The sequence below is a fragment of the Tunicatimonas pelagia genome (assembly GCF_030506325.1).
Taxonomy (GTDB): domain Bacteria; phylum Bacteroidota; class Bacteroidia; order Cytophagales; family Cyclobacteriaceae; genus Tunicatimonas; species Tunicatimonas pelagia.
On record NZ_CP120683.1, the window covers coordinates 5,231,900 to 5,257,772 of the forward strand.

The 25,873-nt window shown below is 45.5% G+C and carries 21 protein-coding genes; 15 read left to right on the forward strand and 6 right to left on the reverse strand.

What is annotated here, in order from left to right:
- The 5 genes from P0M28_RS22320 (at window position 1) to P0M28_RS22340 (ending at window position 4,420) form a co-directional block, all read left to right on the forward strand.
- Window positions 1-126 carry a hypothetical protein gene (locus tag P0M28_RS22320; RefSeq protein ID WP_302205246.1) on the forward strand — a complete coding sequence of 42 codons (126 nt, stop codon included), beginning with the start codon at window positions 1-3 and terminating at the stop codon, window positions 124-126.
- Window positions 127-1,173 carry a Wadjet anti-phage system protein JetD domain-containing protein gene (locus P0M28_RS22325; protein ID WP_302205247.1) on the forward strand — a complete coding sequence of 349 codons (1,047 nt, stop codon included), beginning with the start codon at window positions 127-129 and terminating at the stop codon, window positions 1,171-1,173.
- A 120-nt stretch (window positions 1,174-1,293) separates the two neighbouring features.
- Entirely contained in the window at window positions 1,294-2,691 is a 1,398-nt protein-coding gene (locus P0M28_RS22330; protein WP_302205249.1) for an alpha/beta hydrolase family protein, read from the forward strand.
- The gene (locus P0M28_RS22335; RefSeq protein ID WP_302205251.1) at window positions 2,688-3,725 is read left to right on the forward strand and encodes a sensor histidine kinase; all 1,038 of its coding nucleotides are present in this window, start codon (window positions 2,688-2,690) and stop codon (window positions 3,723-3,725) included. The genes P0M28_RS22330 and P0M28_RS22335 overlap by 4 nt, the downstream gene beginning before the upstream one ends.
- A complete protein-coding gene (locus P0M28_RS22340; RefSeq protein WP_302205253.1) occupies window positions 3,722-4,420 on the forward strand; it encodes a LytR/AlgR family response regulator transcription factor in 699 nt (232 codons plus the stop codon). The genes P0M28_RS22335 and P0M28_RS22340 overlap by 4 nt, the downstream gene beginning before the upstream one ends.
- A 146-nt stretch (window positions 4,421-4,566) precedes the next feature.
- Here the strand turns inward: P0M28_RS22340 and P0M28_RS22345 are convergent, their stop codons facing one another.
- Window positions 4,567-5,103 carry a hypothetical protein gene (locus P0M28_RS22345; RefSeq protein WP_302205255.1) on the reverse strand — a complete coding sequence of 179 codons (537 nt, stop codon included), beginning with the start codon at window positions 5,101-5,103 and terminating at the stop codon, window positions 4,567-4,569.
- 162 nt (window positions 5,104-5,265) lie between these two features.
- Between P0M28_RS22345 and P0M28_RS22350 the strand changes: the two genes are divergently transcribed.
- From P0M28_RS22350 to P0M28_RS22385, 8 genes are all read left to right on the forward strand, one after another.
- Window positions 5,266-6,090 carry an ABC transporter permease gene (locus tag P0M28_RS22350; RefSeq protein WP_302205257.1) on the forward strand — a complete coding sequence of 275 codons (825 nt, stop codon included), beginning with the start codon at window positions 5,266-5,268 and terminating at the stop codon, window positions 6,088-6,090.
- A gap of 6 nt (window positions 6,091-6,096) precedes the next feature.
- Window positions 6,097-7,377: an ABC transporter ATP-binding protein gene (locus P0M28_RS22355; protein ID WP_302205259.1), complete on the forward strand. Its 1,281-nt coding sequence runs from the start codon at window positions 6,097-6,099 to the stop codon at window positions 7,375-7,377.
- Window positions 7,374-8,204 (forward strand): Stf0 family sulfotransferase, encoded by an 831-nt coding sequence (locus P0M28_RS22360; RefSeq protein ID WP_302205261.1) that lies wholly within the window; start codon window positions 7,374-7,376, stop codon window positions 8,202-8,204. The genes P0M28_RS22355 and P0M28_RS22360 overlap by 4 nt, the downstream gene beginning before the upstream one ends.
- Window positions 8,205-8,381: 177 nt before the next feature.
- Window positions 8,382-9,914: a hypothetical protein gene (locus P0M28_RS22365; RefSeq protein ID WP_302205263.1), complete on the forward strand. Its 1,533-nt coding sequence runs from the start codon at window positions 8,382-8,384 to the stop codon at window positions 9,912-9,914.
- A gap of 2 nt (window positions 9,915-9,916) precedes the next feature.
- Complete coding sequence (asnB, locus tag P0M28_RS22370) at window positions 9,917-11,692, forward strand: asparagine synthase (glutamine-hydrolyzing) (RefSeq protein WP_302205264.1); 1,776 nt, start codon at window positions 9,917-9,919, stop codon at window positions 11,690-11,692.
- Between the two features lie 246 nt (window positions 11,693-11,938).
- Window positions 11,939-12,847, forward strand: coding sequence for a hypothetical protein (locus P0M28_RS22375; protein WP_302205265.1), 909 nt, complete (start codon window positions 11,939-11,941; stop codon window positions 12,845-12,847).
- A gap of 31 nt (window positions 12,848-12,878) precedes the next feature.
- Complete coding sequence (locus P0M28_RS22380) at window positions 12,879-13,847, forward strand: hypothetical protein (protein WP_302205267.1); 969 nt, start codon at window positions 12,879-12,881, stop codon at window positions 13,845-13,847.
- A 16-nt stretch (window positions 13,848-13,863) separates the two neighbouring features.
- Window positions 13,864-15,168: a glycosyltransferase family 4 protein gene (locus P0M28_RS22385; RefSeq protein ID WP_302205269.1), complete on the forward strand. Its 1,305-nt coding sequence runs from the start codon at window positions 13,864-13,866 to the stop codon at window positions 15,166-15,168.
- A gap of 57 nt (window positions 15,169-15,225) precedes the next feature.
- On the opposite strand, the gene P0M28_RS22390 is transcribed toward P0M28_RS22385, so the two are convergent.
- The 3 genes from P0M28_RS22390 to P0M28_RS22400 all read right to left on the reverse strand — a co-directional run bounded on the left by P0M28_RS22390 (window position 15,226) and on the right by P0M28_RS22400 (window position 18,324).
- Window positions 15,226-16,062, reverse strand: coding sequence for a sulfotransferase family protein (locus P0M28_RS22390; RefSeq protein WP_302205271.1), 837 nt, complete (start codon window positions 16,060-16,062; stop codon window positions 15,226-15,228).
- Window positions 16,063-16,151: 89 nt separating this feature from the next.
- Window positions 16,152-17,429 carry a citrate synthase gene (locus tag P0M28_RS22395; RefSeq protein WP_302205272.1) on the reverse strand — a complete coding sequence of 426 codons (1,278 nt, stop codon included), beginning with the start codon at window positions 17,427-17,429 and terminating at the stop codon, window positions 16,152-16,154.
- 70 nt (window positions 17,430-17,499) lie between these two features.
- Complete coding sequence (locus P0M28_RS22400) at window positions 17,500-18,324, reverse strand: prohibitin family protein (RefSeq protein ID WP_302205273.1); 825 nt, start codon at window positions 18,322-18,324, stop codon at window positions 17,500-17,502.
- Between the two features lie 325 nt (window positions 18,325-18,649).
- Between P0M28_RS22400 and P0M28_RS22405 the strand changes: the two genes are divergently transcribed.
- Window positions 18,650-20,020, forward strand: a complete 1,371-nt coding sequence (locus P0M28_RS22405; protein WP_302205276.1) for a cystathionine beta-synthase — start codon at window positions 18,650-18,652, stop codon at window positions 20,018-20,020.
- 173 nt (window positions 20,021-20,193) lie between these two features.
- Window positions 20,194-22,572, forward strand: coding sequence for an ABC transporter permease (locus P0M28_RS22410; protein ID WP_302205278.1), 2,379 nt, complete (start codon window positions 20,194-20,196; stop codon window positions 22,570-22,572).
- Window positions 22,573-22,608: 36 nt separating this feature from the next.
- Here P0M28_RS22410 and P0M28_RS22415 read toward each other — a convergent pair whose 3' ends face one another.
- Window positions 22,609-24,084: a sulfatase gene (locus P0M28_RS22415; protein WP_302205279.1), complete on the reverse strand. Its 1,476-nt coding sequence runs from the start codon at window positions 24,082-24,084 to the stop codon at window positions 22,609-22,611.
- Between the two features lie 71 nt (window positions 24,085-24,155).
- Window positions 24,156-25,865 carry a RagB/SusD family nutrient uptake outer membrane protein gene (locus P0M28_RS22420; RefSeq protein WP_302205280.1) on the reverse strand — a complete coding sequence of 570 codons (1,710 nt, stop codon included), beginning with the start codon at window positions 25,863-25,865 and terminating at the stop codon, window positions 24,156-24,158.
- Window positions 25,866-25,873: the final 8 nt, after the last annotated feature.

Consider the following 25,873-nt stretch of genomic DNA (forward strand, 5'->3'; position numbering starts at 1 on the left):
ATGATTAGTCCCGAAGATATTAAAAAGCAGGCAGTTCGCTGGTACACCCATTTTTTGCGCGCTGAATTGCGAGGGGAAGACTTATTTCCGAAGGAAGTTCGGTTTGCCAAAGTACAACCCGCTTAGGTGGCTTCCCGCTTCGAAGAAATTCATCGCGGACTGCTTCGGCTTCGGCAACACAGCAAAGAAGAAACCGGAGCGGGCTACTCAGTATGGTGGGAAGAAGTTAATAGTCATAGCATCGGAAAAAACCTGTTTCCCGCTAGCATCTGGATTCAGAGAAAGGTCGACTATCTCGCGTTGCTCTCTCCTGAATTGCAGGAGCATTATCGGCGATTCACCTTAGCTTCGGCTCAGTTACTACGGGAGTTTCCCCAACTGGAAGAGTGGGTTTCCAATCAAGTACGTCGGGTGGGCGATTACGGACCGCAGTGGCCCGACTTGATAAAAGTTTGTCAGTGGTTTGTACACCATCACCGGAGAGACTATTACTACATTCGGGAGCTGCCGATAGCGGTTCCCACTAAGTTTATTGAGCAGCATAAGCCCATTTTGAGCGAACTGCTTCTCCAGCTACTGCCCGCCGAGCAAGTTGACGCTACCTTCGGGGGTAATCGGGAACACAACTTTGAGAAACGCTTTGGGCTAAAGTACGACGAAACCCTGGTACGTCTTCGGTTTCTAGACCCTGCGTTGGCGGATGGTATTGATGATATGGCTATTCGTCATACCACTTTGGCGAATCATCCATTTGGCGGAACGAAGGTTATCATCACCGAAAACAAAATGAATTTTCTGACTCTGCCACCCCTACCTCAAACCATTGCTTTGTGGGGTGGGGGCTTTCAGGTGCATTTGCTGAGAACAGCTCGGTGGCTCAGAAACCGACAACTATATTATTGGGGTGATTTGGATACCCACGGGTTGTCCATCTTATCACAACTTCGTCAGCAATTCGGCCACGCTGAAAGCCTGATGATGGACAGAACTACTTTTGACCAATTTTATACCGACGATCAGGCACCGCCCATTCCGCAGGTAAATATTGACAACTTGCATGATGATGAACGAGCATTGTTCTACTACCTGAAAAAGGGCAATCTTCGGTTAGAGCAGGAAAAAATACCGCAGTGGTACGTACAACAGCAATTGGAAAGCGTAATAGACCAGTAAGTAGCTAACCTTGCCACTCGTCATCGTATACCACCGTTTATCCTAATTCTCAAGTACTAATCGAGTGGTTAGCGTAAATAGCGAATAGAAAGAATAATTTTCCACTCGTATGTTGAAGCTATGAAAACGCTAACCATTTTATTTTTATTAATGAATCCATTTATTCTCCAAGCCCAGTCAATTGTTGGCACGTGGCAAGGAGTGTTGGATGTGCAGGGCACTTCACTCCGTATTGTTTTTCATATTGAAGAAGCCGATGGAACATTTACTACGAAAATGGATAGTCCTGATCAGGGTGCTACTAACATTGCTACTTCAGAAACTACTTTTGCCGACAATCAACTAACGATTAAAGCTGCCCAATTGGGGATGATTTACGAAGGTAATTTGGAAAACGATAGTACCGTAGCCGGAACCTTCACGCAAGGGGGAATGGCTATGCCTCTTACGCTAAAGCGAGGTGGCAGTAAAGAGGAAGCTGTGGTTCGTCCCCAAGATCCTACCGGGTTCCCGTATCGGCAGGAGGAAATCTATTTTACGAATGCCGAAGGGCACAAATTGGCGGGTACGCTGACTATCCCTAAGGGTAAATCGTTTGATAAAGCTGTAGTACTTATTTCCGGTTCGGGTCCGCAGAACCGTAACGAAGAATTGGGCCCAATGAATCATCGCCCCTTTCTGGTGCTCTCCGATTATTTCACCCGGCGGGGTATTGCCGTACTACGCTACGACGACCGCGGTGTGGCCGAGTCAGAAGGAGATTTTGCTTCGGCTACTTCTGCGGATTTTGCCGAAGATGTCCAGGCAGCGGTAGCATTTCTACAACAACACCCCGCAACCACGGGCAAAAGTATCGGACTAGTGGGGCATAGCGAAGGTGGTATGATTGCCCCAATGGTAGTCAGTGAGAATGAAGGTGTAGGCTTCATCGTGCTGCTGGCCGGTCCGGGAATCCCCATCATAGAGTTGCTTAAGTTACAATCGGAACACGCATCACGGGCAGCCGGGGCAACTTCCGAAGCTCAAGAAGCGAACGCAAAAGCACTGGGTGCAGCTCACGAATATTTACTGGCTAATGCAACAACGAACAGGAATAGCCTACGTGATGGTTTGACGGCGGTGCTGGAAGAATATTGGACAGTGATGCCCGAAGAGACTAAGCAAAGCATCAGCGATAAATCAGCGTTCTTTGAGCGACAAGTGAAGACCTTAACCAGTGATTGGTTTCGGTATTTCTTAGCGTTTGATCCATCGGAATACTTACAGCAGGTGCGTTGTCCGGTTTTGGCGATTAACGGAGCCTTAGACGTGCAGGTAACCGCTGATGAGAACCTAGCGGGCATTGAAGCCGCCCTACGAAAAGGGGGAAACCAAAATGTGACTATCCAAAAGATTGAAAATCAAAACCACTTATTTCAAACGGCTACTACCGGAGCTGTTGCGGAGTACGGGAAGATTGAAGAAACCTTCAACGAAAACACCATGAACCTAATTATTGACTGGATACAGGCACTATGATGGCTACCTCGGAACGTAATTTCTGGGTGGCACAGTCAGTGGGTTGGTCACTGGTGGGTATCACCAATCTACTGGTTCAATTATCATTGCCACTGCCCCCTACTGTGCGTTTGTTAAATACGCTGCTGCCTATCATGGGTGGTCTGGCGATTACTACCGTAATTCGGCTTATTGCTCGGCGATACCGTAGTTATTGGCAAAATTGGAAGGGAAGTAAGATGATTGGGCTTCTGCTAGGTGCTTCAGTTATCAGTACGCTACTCTTCACACTGCTGATTATAGTTGCTTTCCGGATATTCTTCGGAAGCTTTTTGCCGCAGGTAATCATACTAAGCAACTTTTTTATATTCTTCGCTATCTTTTTAGGTTGGAGCACTATCTATCTGCTCGTTCACTACATTAATCGCTGGCACACAACGGAAGTAGAGAAATGGCAACTGGCCAGCGAGGTAAAAGATGCCCAACTGAGCTTGCTAAAATCGCAGATTAATCCTCACTTCGTATTCAATGCTATCAATAATATCCGCCCATTAATTTTAGAAGACCCGCACCGCGCCCGCGATATGCTACTGCACTTTTCCGAACTACTCCGCTACGCTCTCAATTACTCCGAGCGTGACATGGTTTCGCTGGGGCAAGAAGTAGATGTGGTTAAGCAATACCTGGCGCTGGCAGCTTTGCAATACGAAGAGAAACTGCAATTTCAAATTGAAGTTAACGAGTGTTTGTCTGCCTACGAAATTCCGCTGATGCTGCTACAGTTATTGGTGGAAAATGCAATCAAACACGGCATCTCCCAGCATCCTGAGGGGGGCGAAGTACATATTTCGGCACAAAATACTGACCAGATGCTACACCTCTGCGTTAAAAACAGCGGAAGCCTGACCGTTTCCTCCACCATAGATGAAAAAACTGGAATCGGGTTACCCAATATTGAGAAGCGACTGCGATTAATTTATAACCACAAAGCCCATTTTTCTATTCGCGAGGAGCCGGGATGGGTGACGGCCTCAGTACAAATCCCAATTTTATGAACTGTTTGGTAGTAGAAGATTCCCGATTGGCCCGCCAAGAATTGGCGCATCAGCTCTCGGCTACGCAGGCTTTTGGCGAAATCCGAGCTGTAGCCAATGCTGACGAAGCACTAGCGGCTATTGCCGATTCAGCCCCCGATGTGATTTTTCTGGATATTCACTTGCCGGGTAAAAACGGCTTTGAGCTATTGGAAACCCTAGATTTAGTGCCGCGTGTTATTTTTACGACGGCTTACGACCAGTACGCTATCCGCTCGTTTGAGCACAATACTATCGACTATCTGCTCAAGCCAATTAGCCCGGAGCGTCTCCGGCAGGCTGTCGGGAAACTGCAATCAACTCAGCTTTCCAAGGAAGTTAAGTCCTTAGAAAATAAGGTATTTGTTCGGGATGGTGAACGTTGTTGGTTTGTCCCGTTGGGCGAAATTCGCCTATTTGAGTCAGTAGGCAACTACGCCCGAGTCCATTTTGATGAACATTCGCCACTCATTCAGAAATCGCTTAGTGCGTTAGAATCCGTATTGGACGAGCGTACTTTTTATCGGGCCAACCGCCAGCAGATTATCAATCTCACTTACGTAAAATCAATTGATGCTTGGTTTAGCGATACACTCAAAGTTACATTACAAACCGGCGAAGAGATAGAAGTATCGCGACGACAATCAGCGCGACTCAAAAAGCTGTTTAGCTTGTAATTTGCACTAATGAAAAGTGGATAATTGACAATTGATAGGTATTTAAACTAGAGATTCAGTTCTATTTTTATTGAAACTAAAGTGGTCTGATAACAAATAAAGAAAGCTGCCGAAGCAGCTTGCAATGTTATTGTGAAGCCTAGCTTTTATTCCGTTTGGCTATTACAAAGCGTAATATCTTTTACCGAGCCAACATCAGCCATACTATAGTTGGTACCAATATTAGTCGCCCCCAGAAGCACGTCTTTCAATGCACCTTCTTCCTCAAAGTGTACTTTAATGCTCCCGTCCATGTCTATTAACTGGTCGTAGGTAATAGTGGTACCATCGGCTAGCTGAGTAAGGTGAGTTAAACTTTGACTACGGTTGTTACCTGCATCTTCTAAGTTACTTAGAAACTCTGCTACCAAACCATCGTCTTGAAGACTGCCGTAGTGCAGGTGGACTGGATGTATCGCACCATTAAGCGTACCTTCCATCAGTAATTGAATTTCTACCGATTTATCAGTTCGTTCTCTCACGGTGATAGAGCCAGAAGTAGTAGTTTCCAGATAAGAACCTTCCAGCAAGTTGTACTGGGTTTCTCTTCCAGTATAAACAGAGCTTTCCTCACCTTCATTATTGCAAGCACCTAAGATTCCGCCTACAACCAAAAACATTACAGATAAGTTAACCAGACGCATACGATGAATAATTTTGATCTATTGAAGTTACGAAAAAATAGCGGCATCTACTTTGTTACATTACTATAAAGTTATAACCAAAGATTTAGTATATAATACTCAATTTAATTCAATATTCGCGTAAAAGTACTATTTTTTGCACTTTTGTAATAAAAATTTTTCATGTCGGCAGAAGTTATCAAAATAAAACCAACCAGCGGTTGGAAAGTAATCGACGTAGGCGAACTGTGGCAGTACCGTGATTTGCTGTATTTCTTAACCATTCGAGGAATCAAAGCGAAGTACGCCCAATCAGTGCTCGGAGTGGGTTGGGCAATTATCCAGCCATTAGTACAAACATTGGTTTTCACGGTCATCTTCGGAAACTTAGCGAAGATTGGCTCCGACGGTATTCCCTACCTACTGTTCAGTTTTGTGGCAATGGTACCCTGGAACTATTTCAGCAGTATCTTAACCGAAAGTACCGACTCACTCGTCAAGAACCGGAAGATGCTGAGCAAGGTCTATTTTCCTCGGATGGTCTTACCCGTTTCGTCAGTGTTCTCTAAACTACTCGATTTCTTCATTGCCTTTATTGTACTGATTGGCTTGCTAGTCTATTATAAATTCATTCCTACGACTAATATCGTCTACTTTCCAATGCTTCTGCTGATTCTCGTTCTGACATCATTGGGTATCGGAATGATATTTTCTGCCATGGCCGTGCAGTACCGTGACGTAAAATACGCTATGTCGTTTTTGGTTCGACTATTGATCTACAGTGCCCCGGTGGTGTATTCCATCAGCATTATCCCGGCGGAATACGTGTACTTCTACGCCCTTAACCCAATGGTGGGAGTGATTGAAGGAATGCGGGCCGCTTTTCTGGGAACCAAAGCCATGCCCTGGGATTTGATTGGGATTGGTGGGGCAGTGTCGGTAGTACTGTTTTTATTTGGTGCGTTTTACTTCCGACGAATGGAGAAGGCCTTCGCCGATATTGCCTAATTATCTATGAGAGACGCAGCCATTAGTGCCCAGAATATTTCCAAACGCTACCGAATAGGCTTGCGAGAACGGGCTGATACCCTAGCCGGACGGATCAAACAAACGCTTGCATATCCCATTCGTAACCTGCGAAATATTGCTAAACTCAACTCTTTTGATGAAAGTGATAGCGACCGCTCTATATTCTGGGCACTGCGCGACATTGACTTCAGTGTGAAGCCGGGCGATGTACTTGGTATCATTGGTCACAATGGAGCGGGAAAGAGCACCTTACTAAAAATCCTTAGTCGGATTACTGAACCTACTACCGGAGAGATTGAGATCCGGGGACGGGTTTCTTCGCTACTGGAGGTCGGCACTGGTTTTCATGAAGAGCTAACCGGACACGACAATGTGTACATGAACGGCACCATTCTGGGTATGACCAAGTGGGAGATTGATAGCAAAATGGAGCAGATTGTAGACTTTGCTGGAGTTGAGCAATATATCCACACTCCGGTGAAGTTCTACTCGTCCGGGATGCGCGTTCGCCTCGCTTTTTCGGTGGCTGCCCACCTCGATCCCGAAATTCTGATTATTGACGAAGTACTAGCCGTAGGCGACCTAGGTTTTCAACAAAAGTGCCTAGGTAAAATGGACGAGGTAAGTCGCAGCGGGCGGACAATTTTATTTGTAAGTCATAATATGGGTGCGGTAGAAGGACTGTGTACCCGGGCTATGTTACTGGACAAAGGACGAATTGCGTACGATGGTGGAGTAACCGAAGCCATTGACCTCTACCGTGATGCTACGCTGAGCAAAGCCGACGAGCAAGAACTCGCCCAACGAACTGATCGTGACGGAGTGGGAAATTTCAAATTCACCCACGTAGTACTCAACGGTGGTGATGTGGTACTGACCGATCGCCCATTGAAGATTGATCTGTACTACCAGGTCAAAGAAACCCTTCAGAATTTGCAGCTAGTCATTAAAATCAGTCGAAACTACCGGGAGATTGTGATGACGATTGACTCTAAAGCCCAGGGCGTAATAATTGATGTCGAAAAAGGCGAGGGCATGATCTCAGTAAAAGTGCCTAATTTGCCATTGCTACCGTACCAGTACGTAATTGACCTGTGGTCAGGTATTAGTGGCGGAGTAGAAGATCGAATATTTAATGCAGCGAAAATGCTAGTGGAGGAACGCGATATTTATGGTACCGGAAATATTCCTAACGCCAAAAAACACGGTCTACTGGTAGCACCTAAGTGCGAGTGGGTAGCTCAAGAAATTTCAGTTAACTCATGAACTTAGCCCGAACCATACGGAAAATTGGTAAGAAAACGGGAGTGCTCACTACCCAGCGATTTGTCATCATGTGCCACCAGCGCAGTGGGAGCAATATGTTTACCAGCATTTTAGATCAACATGCTGATATTAAGTTTTACGGCCAACTGTTTAAAGATGACCCCCAGTATCGCCAGAAAATTAATCGGATGGGAATAATACCCTTTAGCGGTACACTGTTTGATGACGAGATAGGATCTCGCAATCGCTTTGACGAATTGGAGCACCAGCCGAACCAACGAGAGAGCCGGAATACAAAGGCATTTGTGGACGATTGTTTCCAGAGGTTCAACCAGCATACGCAAGGAACCTGTATTGGCGTAAAATTTCACGGGGGGACGCTATTTCGCGAGGAGATTGAGTCGGTTTTTCTGAATGGTAACTATAAAGTGATCTTGCTGCGACGCGAAAACCTCCTAGTGGCAGCTATCTCTTGGTACCAAGCCCGGGAGCTGGATCAGTGGCGGCGGGATGCGAAAGACAAAGTAGAGAAGCCTAAAATGACGATGGATATTGATACGCTAGCTTGGTTTATAGAAAATACCCGGCAAGATATTGCGCTTTGGAAGCAACTCATTGAGAAAAATGGTATAAATCATCTGGAGCTAACTTACGAAGAAATGGTGCAACCCGGTTTTTCAATGGAACCTGTCTGGCAGCACTTGGGCATTCAAAATATCACCAGTACTCCACCTAAGACGAAAAAACTAATAAAAAAGTACGATCATATTACCAATTTAGAAGAGATTCGTGGAACATTAGCTTCCGATGAGAATGGGTATATCTAACTAATTTGATAGTTAAATATCCGATTAATATTGTGAAATTTATATTTTCAACCTTATTTGTTTACTTTTATCTTCGATTATTGATAAATAGCTACACCAAACTCTCTCTTTATTTCTGCATTTACCTCACATATTTTTTCGAGAAATACGCTCTACGGTCTGTTAGCATTAATACTAGTGCTGATTGGGCAGTTGGTACTATTTGACGTGTTAGAAATCCCTATCCAGGAAAGTTTTTACAATGGCGAATTATTGATTACCAATTTCTTCGTGTTTGGCTGGAAACGAATCATCGCCATCTTAGGCTTAGTAGCTATCACCGGACTACTAACTTACTTCCATCCGGTTCACTGGAAACATGTCGATCCCTTACCCCGCTACGTGATACTCACTTTACTGCTGATTCAAACCTATGCCATTACTTTTTTGGAGTATAATCACTATCACGATAAGTGGTTTTGGGCAGATCGGATCTTATTAGCTGTCTTGGCGATTTACACTGCTTTCAACCCCTACGCCCTCGTGATTTATTTGGTAGAGCTGGTGCTGTTAGTGGGGCAATTGGAGTTTCCTAGTGTGATCGGCTACGACCATACTCATAAGTCATTGGTAATGCCATTGCTTATTTCGTTTTGGGTGTTTTTAGTGATTCATCGGCTATCGGGACGGCGGGTAAAGTGGCCGTTGTACACCCTGTTTATTTTCTCTTTGCTGGCAAGTTGGTATCTACAGGCGGGTATCGCTAAAGTGAAATTGAATTGGCAAACAGATAATAATCTGTACAATATGCTGGCGGCATCAGTAGACGCAGGCTGGCTCCACAATCTTTCAGAAATCGCTTTGCAGTCGGTGGCTACGTTGGTGCAGGAAAACTATCTACTGTTACAGTACGGAGGACTGGCAGTTGAATTGATTTTTCCGTTGTTACTGGTTATTAATCGGAGAATTGCAATATTCTGCTTTATCAACTTCATCATTTTTCATCTGATGGTCTACGTCGTGAGTGGTATCTTCTTCTGGCAGTGGATTATTATGGAGACGGTCATTATCGCGGTGCTGCTATACCGCCCGCAGTCCACCGCCGTGCTATTCACCCGACCATACTGGGCATTATTTGCCTTACTGCTAATTCTTAATCCGCTTTTTATTCACATCACCCCGCTGGCTTGGCTTGATTGTGGATTTATCAATAGTTACACTTTCTATCTGCGTAACGACACAGGAGAAAAGCAACGGTTAGATAGCTCCTTTTTCTCACCCTATGACGTAGGTTTTGCTAAAAACCGCTTTACCTATACCAACCCGGATAATGTGGTGGCCAAAACGTTAGGGCAATGCCACGATGCCCAGGTGGTACAATTGGTAGAGCAGTGGTCAGAAAATTCGGAAGCTGATAATCGTGAGAAGGTGCGTAACTACAAAGCTGAGTTTGGTATGAACAACTACAATGAGCAAAGGGCGGAGAAATTTCGACGGTTTCTGACTGAGTTTACCCAAAATAAATTGCGTTACGATCCCCAGTTTATCAGCCAAGTGGATGTGCCTATCCACATGCAGCAGGGCAAAAATCAGCAAAACTTTTCTTTTGATGAGGCTAATCAGCTAATAATAGTGTACGAAGAAAAAGTTGTACGACCTGATCTGAAATTCTTCTCGCTCAAAACCGACTCGGTTCGTATGGATGTTTCACCCCAACAAGCAGTGCGGTAACCATGTGCGGAATCGTTGGGCAAATCAAACAAAACGGGGTAATTGACCCGGCAGTATTCCAGCGAATGCGGGATACACTGTACCATCGGGGGCCCGATGGAGCCGGAACCAAACTGCTTGGGGATGGGCGAGTGGCCCTGGGTCATCGGCGATTATCCATCATTGATCTGAGCGAAAGTGGGAAGCAGCCAATGAGCAATGAGGATGGTACCGTTTGGCTAACTTACAACGGGGAAATTTACAATTATCAGCCACTACGGACGGAACTACAAAATCGCGGTCACCGCTTTGTTTCACATACTGATTCCGAAGTACTAATTCACGGCTACGAAGAATGGGGTATTCAGAAATTGCTTTCCCGTTTGAAGGGAATGTTTGCTTTTGCCCTTTGGGATGATAAGCAAAAGCAGTTGGTAGCAGCACGAGATCGGTTTGGTATTAAACCATTTTATTACTACGCGGATAATACACAGTTTGCGTTTGCCTCCGAGATCAAGGGGATTATCGCAGATCCCACTGTGCAGCGGGAAATCAATCCCGACGCGTTGGCGGATTTCTTTCTGTATTCCTACGTGCCCCATCCGCATAGTATCTGGAAAAATTTGTATAAACTGTCGCCCGCCCATTATCTGGTTTACGATCAAAAGAGCCATCATTATCAAACCAAACGCTACTGGCAACTTTCGGTAGGAGATAGATTTATGCCCGAACAAGAAGCGGTAGAGCGGGCTAATGAATTAATTCAGCAGGCGGTGCGGGAACACATGGTCAGCGATGTTCCGGTAGGGTTATTTCTGAGCGGTGGTTACGATTCGGCTACGGTGCTCAAGCACATGCGGGCCGAAGCCAACGTAGCTACGTTTTCTATAGGCTTTGAGAACCACCGGAAGAGTGAGCATCGCCAAGCAGCAGGCATTGCCAATACCTTCGGCTCTCAGCATCATGAAGAGATTGTCGCTGAAGAAGTTGATACTTTTAAAATTTTAGAGACGCTAGCATTTCACTACGATGAACCCTACTCAGTATCAGCTATGATTCCCTACTACCACGTATCAGGCCTAGCCGCTCGGCATAGCAAGGTGGCCTTGTCGGGTGATGGGGGTGATGAAGCGTTTGCGGGGTACAACTGGCACTACGGCATTCATGAGCAAGAAAGTCAGCTGGTTTCTGCGTATCGGTTAAAGTCTTTATTCCGAGGACAAAGACAAGCTTTGCTGGACTACTACATTCAGTTTATGCCGGGGGTAGCCCCCGATATTCAGGAGAACCAAGCATTGTCATCTGACGTGTTGGATTTAATTGGAAAGCGCGGGTTTTGGTACTATCAGCAAGCTTACGAAAACGGACTAGATGCGGTAAAGACGATGCAGGTGCTGGATTACAAAACCTTTATGCTAGAGGCGTGTCTGATGCGGGCTGATCGGTCCAGCATGGCGCATTCGTTAGAGGTGCGGGTACCGTTTATTGACCACGAAATTTTTGAGTTTACTTTCGGTTTACAAACCTCAGTCTATTTTAAAGAAGGCTATAAGAAGTATTTGATTTACAAAAATATTCAGCAAGACTTGGACACGAACATTCTAAATATGCCCAAACGAGGGTTCAGCTTTAAACACCTGCGAACGTTATTTTCTCACGACTATACTGATTTCTTTCGGAAAGGTGCCCTAGCCGAGACAGGAATTTTATCCGAATCATTTAAACTGAACAAACTTACTAACAAAACCAAACTACATCTGCTAGTGCTAGAACTATGGTACCGACAGTACGGACAATGAACAATGGAGACCGGAGATCGGCCGCTGTGGGACAGCCCCTGTGGGACAGCCCCTGTGGAACAGCGACCGGAATTTAAAATTGATTGTTGGTAGAACCAACTGGCTAATGAATAATGAATAAAGCTAAACCCCTGTACATCAAACTACGCTAACACTTTAACACCTGAACACTTCAACTTTCTAACCCGTGCGACGGTCGCCTGTAACTTAATGCCCGTCGACTGTAGACCAATTAACAATTGAGCAATGACCAATGACGCAATAAAAAAGCAAGCCGTATTTGCGGTGGGTACAGGACGCTGCGGTACGCAGTTCTTGTCTAAAATAATGAAAAAAGAGCCCTGGGCAGCTTCGCACCATGAGCGACAGCCGCTGAGCGATACCTTTCATCGGTTTTGTAAATGGTACAATCTGCCGATTGACCCCGCCGGGTTTATTGCAACAAAGCGAAAAGATATTGAAGCCGATTGGACTAGCCATCCGGTTTCTTTTGAGGCTAGTGCCTATCTTTCTATGTCCATTGAAGAGCTATACCAGCACTTGAACGCTAAGTTCATTCTACTCATTCGCTCACCCGAGCAAGTTATCAATTCTTATATTAAAAAGGGGTGGTACAGTGAGGAGATACATCTAGCTGATCCTGATAAAATTCCTTCCTATCAGCCACACGAACCCCGGTTCTATCATTTTTTAGGAAGGACATTGCCCCAGGGTGAAGCGTTCGCTAAGTGGAAAGCGATGTCGCTGGTGGGTAAGTTGGCTTGGTACTGGCGCACCCTGAATGAACGAGTAATGCAGCAGTTTGAGCAAATTCCTGAGTCTCACTGGCGCGTGGTACGGCTGGAAGATTTGGACTATAGCTACTATCAGGAAACCTGTAATTTCATAGGTTTTCCCTCTAAAATAAGCCAGTATGACTACGAAGCAATTGCCAACTCACGGCCAAACGCTAAAGGGCGAAGCAAAACGCTCGATCAGTGGACCGAACTAGATATACGGGAATTCCAGCAACAAATCGGAAATTCGTCGGTTTCGTTTAAATATCTGACTGATATTGACACACTGCGGAAATCAGCATTGCCGGTATCCTCAGAAGAAGAGAAGAAGTCATCGGGGGTAAAGCAGGTATTTACCCAATTTTTTTTCCGACAGTAATACACTTTTTTATCGCAGTTTCTACTTCAGTATGACCCATAAAACGCATTCTCCTATCCAAAACACCCTCTGTCTGATTCGCTCTGTAGGAGAGCGAACTACCAGCTGGTGCGAACACTTGTTGAAGCAGGTGTTTCCAGCAGACCACGTGCAGCGTATTGGGGAGGTGCCGTTTAGTGCTACCGTTCGTAAAGGTTTTGAACTAGGTGGGGATAGTGGGTTAAAGTGGACACTCTGCATAGATGCTGATGTGCTACCTAACCCAGATGGGGTGCGGGAATTAATACAGTTTGCCGAAACTGCCGAAGAGCAGGTCTTTGAAGTTCACGGTGTAATTCTTGACAAATATATTCCCTGTAAACGCCCGGCGGGCAACCACTTGTACCGAAACGCTTTAGTAGATAAAGCTATTGGCTTAATTCCCGAAGAGGGAACAGCAAAACGCCCTGAATCGGCGACTAAAAAAGCAATGGCCAAAGAAGGATTCCCCTGGTATCAGACTTCGGTATACATGGGGCTGCACGATTTTGAGCAGTACTACGCAGACATCTATCGCAAAGCATTTTTGCACGCAGTAAAGCATCGCAAGGCATTACCGTTGGTAGAGAAATACTGGAGAAATCGTAAGTCAGATGATCTGGATTACGAGATCGCCCTGGCGGGGGCTTTAGCTGGGAAAATTTATGATGGTACAGTATTCGTAGACAAGCGTTTTTTGGAGGAAGAGAGCTTATCAGTGCTAAAGGCCAAAAATATTCAAGAAAAAGTGTCATTGACGGACTTGAAGAGTTCTGCCCGCTTGGTAGAGGATATTGAGTCCTCCTTTGCGATAGATCCGGTTGTTCAACAAAAGCAGTGGCCACGTTACCAAGAAAGCTTTTTGCGTGGAGTGCCCCTTTCCAAACATAAGCAACTAACTAAGCACGCACTAAAACGGCTTGGCTCACTCATGATTGCCTCTGGCACTCATCTAAAACAGCTAGCCAAAGATATTCACTAACGAACCAAACCGACCTATGAATGCAGTCCGAAAATACTCTCAATATGACTACAACAATACGAGTTCAGTACTGATGCCTGCAACTGATAATCGATATTCGGATAGCATAAATCACAAAAAAGCGTTGCCGAAAAAGATTTTGATTTTTGTGCTTCGCTACAGCACCCCTTCCCAAACATTTATTCGCAATGAAATTGATCAACTAAGCCGGCACCAAGAAATTAAAGTACAAGTACTTACTACGGAAGTAGATGACCCAAAAAACTTGCCTGATTACGTAAAGATAATTCCGTTCAGTGCTCCCAGGGAAAGGATGACCGATAAAGTTTCTCGTCGTTGGCGACGTATAACCAAGCAGAAACCAGCGAAGGGTAAAATGTACCTGAATACTAAATCTGTAGAATTCTCACAACGCCTGAATCAGGAGATTGAACAGTTTCAGCCAGATCTGATTCATATTCATTTTGGCTACGAAGCTCCTACGGTTTTGCTAAATACCGAAGCATTCCGCCAAATTCCTACGTTGATTGCCTTTAGGGGGGCAGATGCCTCTTCGTTCTTAAGTTTACGCAGGTACCGGGTATTTTTGCGACGCTATTTGAAGCATCCTATGCTCCATACATTATCGGTTTCCGACTCACTGCGGGAGAACCTAGAGCGTTATCGTATTCCTCTCAACGATCATCATATTCTTTATTCAGGTACCGATACTGATTTTTATCGACGACGAAGCACCAACCGCGCTCGCGAGCCTCATATCTTTTTGCAGGTAAGTAGTTTCCGGGATAAGAAAGGGCATGAATATACTCTGCGAGCCTTCCAGAAATTCCAGAAACTACGTCCTGATGTATCCTTTCGGTTGATTTTAGCCGGGGGAGGTAAGCTTCAGAAGAAGATGGAGCGGTTAGCAGCTGAACTAGAAATAGCTGATGTTGTGGAGTTTCCGGGGTGGGTGAATAAATATCAGGTGCGAGATCTAATGGAGCGTGCTCATACTTTTGTGCATCATAGCGTAACGCCGCCCGTTTCCCAAAAAATGGAAGGGATTCCGAATGCCATTATGGAGGCGATGGCTATGGAACTGCCTATTCTTTCTTCCTACCACTCGGGTATTCCGGAATTAGTAGAGCATGGCACACACGGCTATCTGGTGAATGAGTATGACGTGGATATGTATGCCAAGCGCATTGAGGACATTCTTTCGTGGAATTACCAAACGCAAAATCGGGAGCGGGTAATAGCTGGATTTGAGAAGCAGAAGCATCGTGAGCACTTGCTAACTATTTATGAAAACGTACTCAGCCAACATTGTTTAGCCTAAGCTGCCGACAAGTTCAAATGGATACTTTACGGTCGCTGCGCGATTGTGTTATCGTTCCTAAATTGAACGATCATGAATTTGTCGCCAGTGGCTTAGGTCTTTATTCATGATTTTTTCTAGAGCATCAATTTCTAGGCGCAGCATTTGCAGAATCATCCGCTGAGTGGCTACACTAAGCGTAGGACGTTGGTGAAAGGCTCGGTCTTCATTACGGGTAAGTTGATCCCACACTCCCGGAAGATATTTGCGTACTGCTTTCTGCGCTAAGTTAGGTTTGTCCCACCGACGGTGCTTTTTATTTCCCCCCAGCGATACATTACTGCGCGTTTTTTCATAATCTTTAAAACCAGCGAAATCAACGGATAAAAAGGCCGCAATACTTCGCATTGCTTTGTCCCGATTATCGTTGAAGTCGTCAAAATCGATAATCAATACGTACTCTCGGCCAAAACGCTCAATGTAGGGTGTAATTTGTGTGGCGTAGCGAGAAACATCAATGTACTTCCGGTTTTGTACGATTACTTCCTCAATGGATAAATCAGTAATGCCTCGCTCGTAGGAATGCATGTAGCTAGAGATAATGCGCTGAACAGGATCCCTTACTAGATATATGAATTTCAGCTCGGGGTTGTACTCATATAAGTCGTCCCAAATATGCCAGTTGGTAAGCGGAAAGAAGGTATAGGTAGTTGATGCTTCAAAGTAAAGTGCACCTTCTTGCTGGATAAAACGCTGTTCGTACTGCGACAGCTCTTCTCGCCAGTTTTTTGATTTACTGAAGAAGTGAGGCTCTTTAGGGCGGCTGCCTACCAGCGATGGATGACTGTCTAAAATAGAATACAATGAGGTAGTTGCGGCTTTCTGAGCGCCGATAATCATGAAATCTACCTTCATAAGATCGTATCGTGGTGTTGAGTTCAGAGTTTTGAGTTCATATTTATACACTCAGAACTCAGAACCCTCCTAACCATAACACTAATATATTACCGCTCTATCTTTCGCTCATTGTAGCCAGTATAGATTTGGCGAGGACGACCGATCGGCTCTTTGTTCTCGCGCATTTCTTTCCATTGGGCAATCCAGCCCGGGAGGCGACCCAGGGCGAACATTACCGTAAACATATCGGTGGGAATACCCATAGCGCGGTAGATAATTCCTGAGTAGAAATCTACGTTCGGGTACAGCTTCCGCTCTTGGAAGTAATCATCATTCAGGGCGGCTTCTTCCAAGCCTTTGGCAATATCCAGTACGGGGTCATTCACTCCCAAACCGGATAGCACTTCGTCGGCATTCTTTTTGATGATGCGGGCGCGAGGGTCAAAGTTTTTGTACACCCGGTGGCCAAAGCCCATCAGCCGAAACGGATCTTCTTTGTCTTTGGCTTTATCCAGATATTTTTTCACATCGCCCCCATCGGACTTAATATTTTCTAGCATCTCAATTACAGCCATATTGGCTCCACCGTGTAGTGGCCCCCATAACGCATTAATCCCGGCAGAGATAGAAGCGTATAAGCTGGCCTGAGAAGAGCCTACAATTCGAACGGTAGAGGTAGAGCAGTTTTGCTCATGGTCAGCGTGCAGAATGAGCAACTTATCCAGGGCGTCGCTTACTACGGGATCAACCTCATACGGCTCAGCCGGCAGGGCGAACATCATCTTCAGAAAATTACTACAGTAATCCTGACGATTGTCCGGGTAATTTACCGGATGACCAATTTTATGCTTATACGCCCAGGCGGCAAACGTAGGAAGCTTGGCAATAATACGGATGATACTCAGCTTAACTTCTTCTTTAGAACGGTTGGGATCGAGTGATTCAGGGTAGAAGGCCGTTAAGGAGCATACCAACGAAGAAAGCACACCCATAGGATGGGCACTGGAAGGAAACCCATCCAGAATTTTCTTATAATCTTCGTGTACCATTGTGTGGTACGTAATTTCTTCTTTGAAGGCAGAGAACTCATCTGCCGAAGGAAGCTCGCCATTAATGAGTAGATAGGCTACTTCTAGAAAAGAAGACTTGGAGGTAAGCTCCTCAATAGAGTAGCCCCGGTAGCGAAGAATACCTTGCTCGCCATCTAGGAAAGTGATAGAACTGGTAGTAGATCCGGTATTTTTGAATCCGGGATCAATAGTAATGTACCCACTTTGCCCACGCAGTTTACTAATATCAACCGCTTTTTCTTCTTCTGATCCTTCAACAATAGGTAGTTCGTAGGTATCGCCGTTTATTTTTAATTCAGCAGTATTATCAGCCATAGGAAAAGTTTGTTAGGAAATAGATGATTTATATTATAAAAAAGCTTTACAGTATAAATGTAAATTCAGCTTAATTGTTACCAAGAATTAGCGGTAATCCACCTTCTCCCCCCCCAATTACTACCACTTTACTGTTACTTGACTCAGAAAGTTGGGTAGTAGCTTCAATACCGCGCATTTTTAGCAGTTCCTCAGTTAAACTGCTGTTGATGATTTTGTTAGCCTGGGCTTCACCCTCAGCGGCAATGCGCTTCCGTTCGGCTTCGCTCTTTTCCCGCTCTAGCCGGAATTGGTACGCCAAAGCTTCTTGCTCCTGCTTCAACTTCGACTCTATAGCCGTCCGGATTTGGTCGGGTAAGTTAATTGACCGGATCAGTAAGGCGCGCATCTGAATATTATTTGCCTCGCTCTGGAGAATTTCTTCGGTTTCTAGAATAATAGCCTCTTCCACTTCAGCACGCTTGGTAGAATAGATTTCCTCGGCAGTGTAGCGACCCATTACTCGCCGTACAGTAGAGCGCACCTCGGGAACGATGAGTTGTAGTATAAAGTCCTTGCCGAAGTTCTCGTGCAGAAAGCCTACTTTGTTGTACATAGGATGAAAGCGGACTGAGACATCTACGGCAATGTTCAATCCATTTTTATCTAATACGTCCATGGTTTCCTCTACGTTCTGCTCACGCACATTGTACACGTGCATCTCATTCCAGGGAGCCTTTACCACAAATCCTGGTTCAAACACTTTATCTTTTTGTAATCCACCACCAAAGGGCTTAAACAATACGCCCCGTTCCCCGGCATCAATTGTGAGAAATAAGCTGGACGATAAATAAATAATGGCAAAAAATAAAGCAACACCAATAACAATGAAAGGAAGAAATTTTCGATTATCCATAAGTTTAAATACAGGTTTTTGGTTGTTTAGAAGAAATCTGATTAAACCTTTTCAGCAAAACAACAGTATGTGAAATAGAGCAGTTAGACTACTAACAACATTCATTTTGTTCATCTTCACGAAGCGAAGGTAGTAAAGGTTTTCGCATCCTATTCAAGAATTTATAAAAATCGTCTTCATTACGGTGGTTTTTACATTTTGATCGCAGATATTGGTAATTTTATACCAGAATATAATACGCTACAATTTAAACTACAGCTCCTGTAGCATCCTATATGTAGGCTACAGGAGCTGATTTATGTGCAATACTTAAGTAAAGAGCTTTATGTACTACAACTCTATTATAGAAACCATCGGCAACACCCCGCTCATTAAACTTAATACGTTGAACGAAGGAATTGAAGGGACAATTCTGGCCAAAGTGGAGTACTTCAATCCGGGTAATTCGGTAAAAGACCGCATTGCCATTAAAATGGTAGAAGATGCTGAGAAAGATGGACGGTTACGCCCTGGCGGAACCATTATTGAAGGAACCTCCGGCAATACGGGCATGGGATTGGCCCTGGCAGCCGTGGCGAAAGGCTATAAGTGTATTTTCACCTTAGCCGATAAACAATCGCAGGAGAAGATTGATATTTTGCGGGCGGTAGGGGCTGAAGTAGTGGTGTGCCCTACCAATGTGCCACCTGAAGATCCGCGCTCATATTACTCCGTAGCCAAGAAGTATAATGAAACCATCCCTAACTCTTTTTACCCTAATCAGTACGATAACCTCTCCAACCAAGCAGCGCACTACGAGACTACGGGACCAGAAATTTGGGAGCAGACCGAAGGGAAGATTACACACTTTGCGGCAGGAGTTGGTACCGGTGGAACCGTTAGTGGGGTGTCTAAGTACTTGAAAGAACAAAACGCTGATGTGTTCACACTAGGCATTGACACCTACGGATCGGTATTTAAAAAATATAAGGAAACCGGGGAGTTCGATGAGAAAGAAGTGTTTCCGTATCTGACCGAAGGAATTGGCGAAGATATTTTGCCCAAAAACGTTGACTTCGATCTGATTGACGAATTCATTAAAGTAACTGATAAAGATGCGGCCATTATGGCTCGCCGACTAGCTCGGGAGGAAGGGTTGTTTATTGGATGGTCCTGCGGTTCAGCTATGCACGGAGCACTGCGTTGGGCACGAAAAAATTTAAAGAAAGACGACCTAATGGTCGTACTGCTACCCGACCACGGCACCCGCTACTTAGGAAAAATCTACAACGATAGCTGGATGAAAGACCACGGCTATCTGGAAAAGCGGGAGTTTGCCACCGCCCAAGATATTCTTCGTAATCGCAATGGTTCTAGCGAATTAACAACCATCCCAGCGGATACTTCGGTAGGTGAGGCTATTAAAATTTTAAACCAACAGGCAATCTCTCAAATTCCGGTGACCGAAAACGATGAGTTTGTGGGCAGCCTGACGGACTCTAAGTTGCTGCACAAACTTATTGAAGAACCGGAGCTTCGAAGCGAACCCGTTTCCAAACTAATGGATAAACCCTTCCAGTTTGTTTCCCCCCGTGATACGCTGGATGTGCTTTCGTCACTCATTGACAAAGAAAATAAAGCTTTACTAGTGCGCGATCAACTCAACCAGGTACATATCATTACCCAGTCTGACCTGCTGATGGCGATGAGTAGTTAGGCTAAGCACTGTGCGGTTTCGCACACCAACTGTTCAATTTTGGTCAGTAACAGTGAAGTAAATCTACCTTAGAAGCACTGTGAGGGTAGTGGCACGTCTTTTAATGACTAATGATTGATGACTAATGATTAATGCTCCTTCATTATTCATCAGTCATTAATCATCAATCATATATGATACGAAACTATCTGCTCATTGCTCTGCGCAACGCTCGTCGCAACAAAGTATATTTAATCATCAACGTGCTGGGTTTAGGACTCGGTTTAGCTTGTATGCTTACCGCTTACACATTTTTTGCCTTCAATCAGGAGTTTGATAGTTACTTCTCAGATACCGACAATATTTACCGGGTACAGCGTACGCTGGCGGGTGAACGAGCATCTCAGGGCATAGGCGAGCGTATTCCGCTACCATTGGCAGTTACCGCGTCTGAGGAAATTTCGGGAGTACAGGAGGCTACCAGAGTATTTGCCGCTAGTGAACTGCTTCGTACCGATGACGAGGTGTTTAGCGAATATATTGGCTTTACCGACACTAACTTCTTTACGTTCTTTCCTTTTCAGATCAAATTCGGTGAAACTGGTTCGTACACCGGAACGGACAAGGTTATCCTCAACGAAGAATTAGCGAGCAAATTTTTTGAAGATAAAAATCCGGTAGGGCAGACACTCACCTTGCGGTTCGGCGACGGACAAGAAGTGTCGCTTACCGTGGGGGCAGTAGTTACTTATCCTGAGAATACTAGTTTCTACTACGATGCCTTCGTTCCGCTTTCTCACTACTTAGCTATCGGAAACCATAATCAGGACGATTGGGCGGCGGGTATTCGTTCCAATACATTTCTTAAGTTGAGTTCTTCGCAGGCCGTTAATGAAGTTAATACTCAACTAGAAAAGTTTGTAGCTACGGCTAATGCTACAGATATAACCTATAAGTACCGCGATTTTTGGGTAATCCCTTTCCGAGACTCTCGAGTAAACGAAAACGAAATTCGGGGAGATGCCACCTACACCAATCGCCGCATTAACCCGGTAGCCACTATAATTTTTGGCACATTGGCGTTTTTGATTTTGCTATTAGCCTGTTTCAACCTCACTAATACCTCAATTGCGCTAGCTTCTCGCCGGTTGAAAGAGATTGGTATTCGCAAAGTAATGGGGGGAATGCGCCACCAGTTAGTGGTACAGCACTTGTTAGAAATCATATTGATTGGAGTATTAGCAATCGGAGTTGGATGGTTGATAGCGCAGTATTTATCTGTCGCCTTCTTCAATCTATGGGACACGCCTTTTTCCCTAGACGATGTTAACCTATGGAATATGAGTTTGGCATTGGTGCTACTGCTGGTGCTGGTTGCTATGATTGCCGGACTGTATCCCGCTATTTACAGCACGCGCTTTCATCCGGCTACTATTTTGAAGGGAAACCTAAAGTTGAAGGGCTCTAACTGGTTCACTCGTAGTTTGCTCAGTCTGCAATTTGCCTTGTCCATCGCCTTACTTATTGGCGGTTTCGTGGCAATTAGCAATACTGAATATCTGCAAAACCTGGATCTTGGTTACGATATTCATGAGGTTATTAGCCTGGGAGGTTTGGAACCACCGGAAGCCCAGATGCTGCTAATAGAAGCTCAGCAGCATCCTAAAGTGAAAATAGTATCGGCACTTCGTGGTAGCGATATTTGGGGCAATGGTTCTAAAGAAGTACAAGTGGATACTGCTACCTTCGCTAGTCGTATTTTTCAAGTGGATGCTAATTACTTGGAAACGGTCGGTATGGATATATCAGTCGGTCGGGGTTTCAACGCTGACCGCGCTTCTGATTATACCGAGGCCGTGCTGGTGAATGTAGCCTTTGTCGAGAAAATGAATTGGGATGATCCGATCAACCAGCGTATTCTTTATCAAGATACCGCTCGTTACGTGATTGGCGTAGTCCAAAATATTGTAAACAACCTTTACGATAACGAACAACGTCCGAGTCTTTTTCGTCAGATACAGCCCGAGCGATATTCTAAGGTGATGATTAAAGCCGCACCCGATGATCTGGCCGAGATAGATGAATATTTGCAGAGCCGATGGAAAGAAATTGTTCCCTTTGAGCCTTACGAATCCTCTTATCTTACCCAGGCGGCGATGTACTACCCCATACGTGAGATGCGAAACCTTAAGAAAGTATATTTCTTTCTGGCGGTACTGGGTGGTTTGCTTGCCGTAGCTGGTATCTTTTCGCTGGCGCAAATCAATATAGCCCGACGCAATAAAGAAATTGGCGTTCGTAAGGTACTGGGCGCTTCGGTCGCTAAAATCATCAACACGCTCAACCGGGAGTTTGTCTGGATACTGGCCGTTTCGGCGGTGCTGGGGGGTGGAATAGGCTATCTGTATAATTGGGCTTTTTTAGAAAATTTTTACGCCTTCCATATCGAGATCGGACTATTTCCGCTGATCGTTTCCGGGGTAATCATTGTGGGTATCGCGTTGCTTACCACGTCTCTCACTATTCGTAGAACGGCAAATACAAATCCTGCCCAGGTTCTGCGGGATGAATAAGCATAACCCTTCCCTTAGTGGGAAGTCGCGGAGAGGTTAAGGTTCTTTGAAAAGGCCAGTATTACCTTCTTCCCAGACCAGCAACAGAGATTCTACCAAGTCAGGAGACTGATCAGCAATATTTTCATTCTCGTATGGATCGCTCTGATGGTTATAGAGTTCGGTGATTGGCTGTTCCTCTCGGAAGTATTTAGTGAGACGATACTGGTCTGTCCGTACGGTAATTCCTTGCCGGAAGTAACTATAGGCAGTGTTTCTCCAATCGGCATTGGCGTCAGACATTACATTGACTAAGCTGCTTCCGTCAACAGATTTGGAGGCTTTCATCTTGCACAGTTCCATCAGGGTGGGGTAGATGTCGACCGTGCTAACGATCTCATCGTGTTGCTTGCCTTGGCTATCTGGGGTTTTAATCATAAATGCACTGCGGAGGGCGTACTCAAAGTTGGTGTGTTTACCCCAGATGCGGTCATCACCCAGGTGCCAACCGTGGTCGCCCCACACCACCACAATGGTGTTCTCATCCAACCCGAGTCGGGCTAATTCATCCAACACTTTTCCTACTTGGGCATCAATGTAGCTAATGCTGGCGTAGTAACCGTGCTTTAGTTTGCGGGCGTACTCATCCGAAACAGGTTGCTCCAGCGTCGCGGATTCATCACCCAGTTGATATTGGTTAAATTCGCCGTTATTGTGCAAACTGGCCGGATGAACGTTAGCGGGTATATCGGGCGAGTTAGTTAGCAGAATATCGGTTCGGTCGTACATATCCCAGTATTTTTTAGGGGCATTGAACGGCAGATGCGGTTTAAAGAAACCAACTCCCAGAAAGAAAGGCTCGTCTCTAGTTGCAAACTCCTGTAGCTTTTTCACAGCCAGCTCGGTAGTTAACCCGTCGGGATAATCAGTATCGGCAACATCTGCTGCCTCGTAGGGCTTCACCTGTTTGTTTTTACCCTGCCGATTCGATCCGTCAGCGTAGCCGAAGAAAGCGTTCCAGCCGGTTCCCCATTTCCCGGCATCAAACAACATTTCGTCCCAGCTATCGGGCATTTCCCACTCGGTGCCTACCGGGTCAGTGTAGCCGTACAGCAATCCATCCACGTAGTGACTGATTTTACCGATGCCCACTGTGTAGTAGCCGTCTCTTCGGAGCTTGGCTATGAAGGTTTCCGGGCGGTCTTCTTCGGGCTTTTCCGCAATCAGCTTACGAATGGCATCGTTGGAAACCGCTGTCTTGGTGCGAGGATACAAACCGGTAAGCAATCCGTAGCGGGAAGCCCCGCAGGTAGGCACCGTTACAAAGTGGTTGGTAAACAAATGCGACTGCGAAGCTAGCTTATCTAGATTAGGCGACTGTACTACCGAATTCCCGTAGCAACCCAGCTCGGGGCGCAGGTCGTCAATACAGATGAATAATACATTTGGCGGAGATGTAGTCTCCTGCGACCACACCTCCGTAATTTGAAGAAGAAATAGGCAAAGAAAGGTGAGTTTAATGTTGCTTCTCATATATTCAAGGTTGTCTGCTTTAGCGAATATACAGAGTTTGCCATCATAAATTACCTTCTTATACTCATAAGCTAATTTGCCGAATAACCTGGGTTCTGCTCCAGCGTAGCTCCGGTATTACTCTCTATCTCACTGAATGGTATTGGAAATAAATTGTGATAGGGCTGTACATCGCAGCCAAAATTAGTAGCCACCGGGTTTCCGTTGCAATAACGACTGGTTCGATCGTACAGTAGACCCAATCGATTCAGCGTAAGTCGTCGTTTTTCTTCTACTCCCAACTCTCGCATTCGCTCGTCCAGAATGTAGTCAATATCTATTTCACCGGGGGTAACCGGAATTGCTCGTGCCCTTCCCCGGACTACGTTGATGTCAGCGGCAGCACTGGTGGCATCGCCGTTGCCTAAATGGGCCTCGGCCCGGAGTAAATATGTTTCGGCAAGTCGGATGAAGTACTGATCGGTGTAGGTGCTACCGGTAGCGGAGGCATTCATCGTTTGTAATTCAGGGTCGACAAACAATTCCGGCGGATGATTACCGGGAGTAAATACCTTGGACTGAAATGGGTAGAACCGCCGGATCGTATCTTCGTTGGTTTGCCGAAACAAATCCAGGTACTCCGAGATCATCTGGCCAAACCATTCCGATTCAGGATTATTGAAAGCCACATCCCGGATGAAGTTGTATTCAGAGTTTCGCATATCGTTCGGGTCACTCTGCCAAATGCCGTAGTTCAGATGATCGGTACCTCGTAAGCGGCCAATTCCTCGTCCGGAAGTATAGGAAACCCCTAAAGGGAGAAACGGGGTTACCCCCGAGGGGTCAGTCACACTAAAGGTATACGGACGGGGCGCATGGTCTCGCTCTAGCTGGGCACCATCTCTGCTTCCAGACTGTAGTTCACCGCCCAGTATATCTACCTCCTGCTGAAATACCCAAATGCCTTCGGTATTACCCGATCCACGGTTTTGGTTTTGCCTTCGGAATAAGTCCCAGTATACGTCGCCCGGTTCGCTTTGCCGGGAACCAAACCGTTCGGTCATCAGGGCGGTAGCGGGGTCATCAATAACTATAGTGGTAGCATTGATGGCATCTGTCCAACGTTCCAGCGCTACATATACGTCGGCTAACAAATGATAAGCTGCCAGATTAGAAACCTGTCCATCTTCAACTTCGGTGATTCCGGGGAGATTTTGAGCGGCAAACGCTAAGTCAGCTACCGCTTGCTCGTACACCTCTTGTCGGGAAGCTCGTTGGTAGTCCGTTTTGGGAGAACTAACCGCTTCTAATTCAATGGGAACGCCGCCGTACAGATAACCTAAGTTACGGTAAGAAAGCCCCCGGAATAATCTGGTGTCTGCCTCTATGCTAATCTTTTGTTCATCAGTTAATTCGGAGTCTGATAAACGATCCAAAATAATGTTAGCCGAAGAGATGATTCCGTAATACTCCCGCCAGTGATAGGTGGTTTGAATAGAATTAGGAGTCAGCGTGGCTAAGTAGCTACCGAAGCGTTGATTGAGTTGCTGGGCACCATTGTAGCCAATATCGGTTCCGTACAGATAATCCAGCGGACGGTGTTCACTAGCGGAGAGCATTACTCGTAGATTATCGTACAGTGCGTAGACCGATGAGTTGAAATCATCTACGGTAACAAAGGCGTTATCTGGACTGGCGAAATCCAGCGGTACTTCCCGTAAAATCTCAGTTTCGTTGCAGCTCAAGGTCAGCAGCATCATTAAGGGCAATAAGAAGGTTCTGAGGTATATATTAGTTGTCATAATTATCG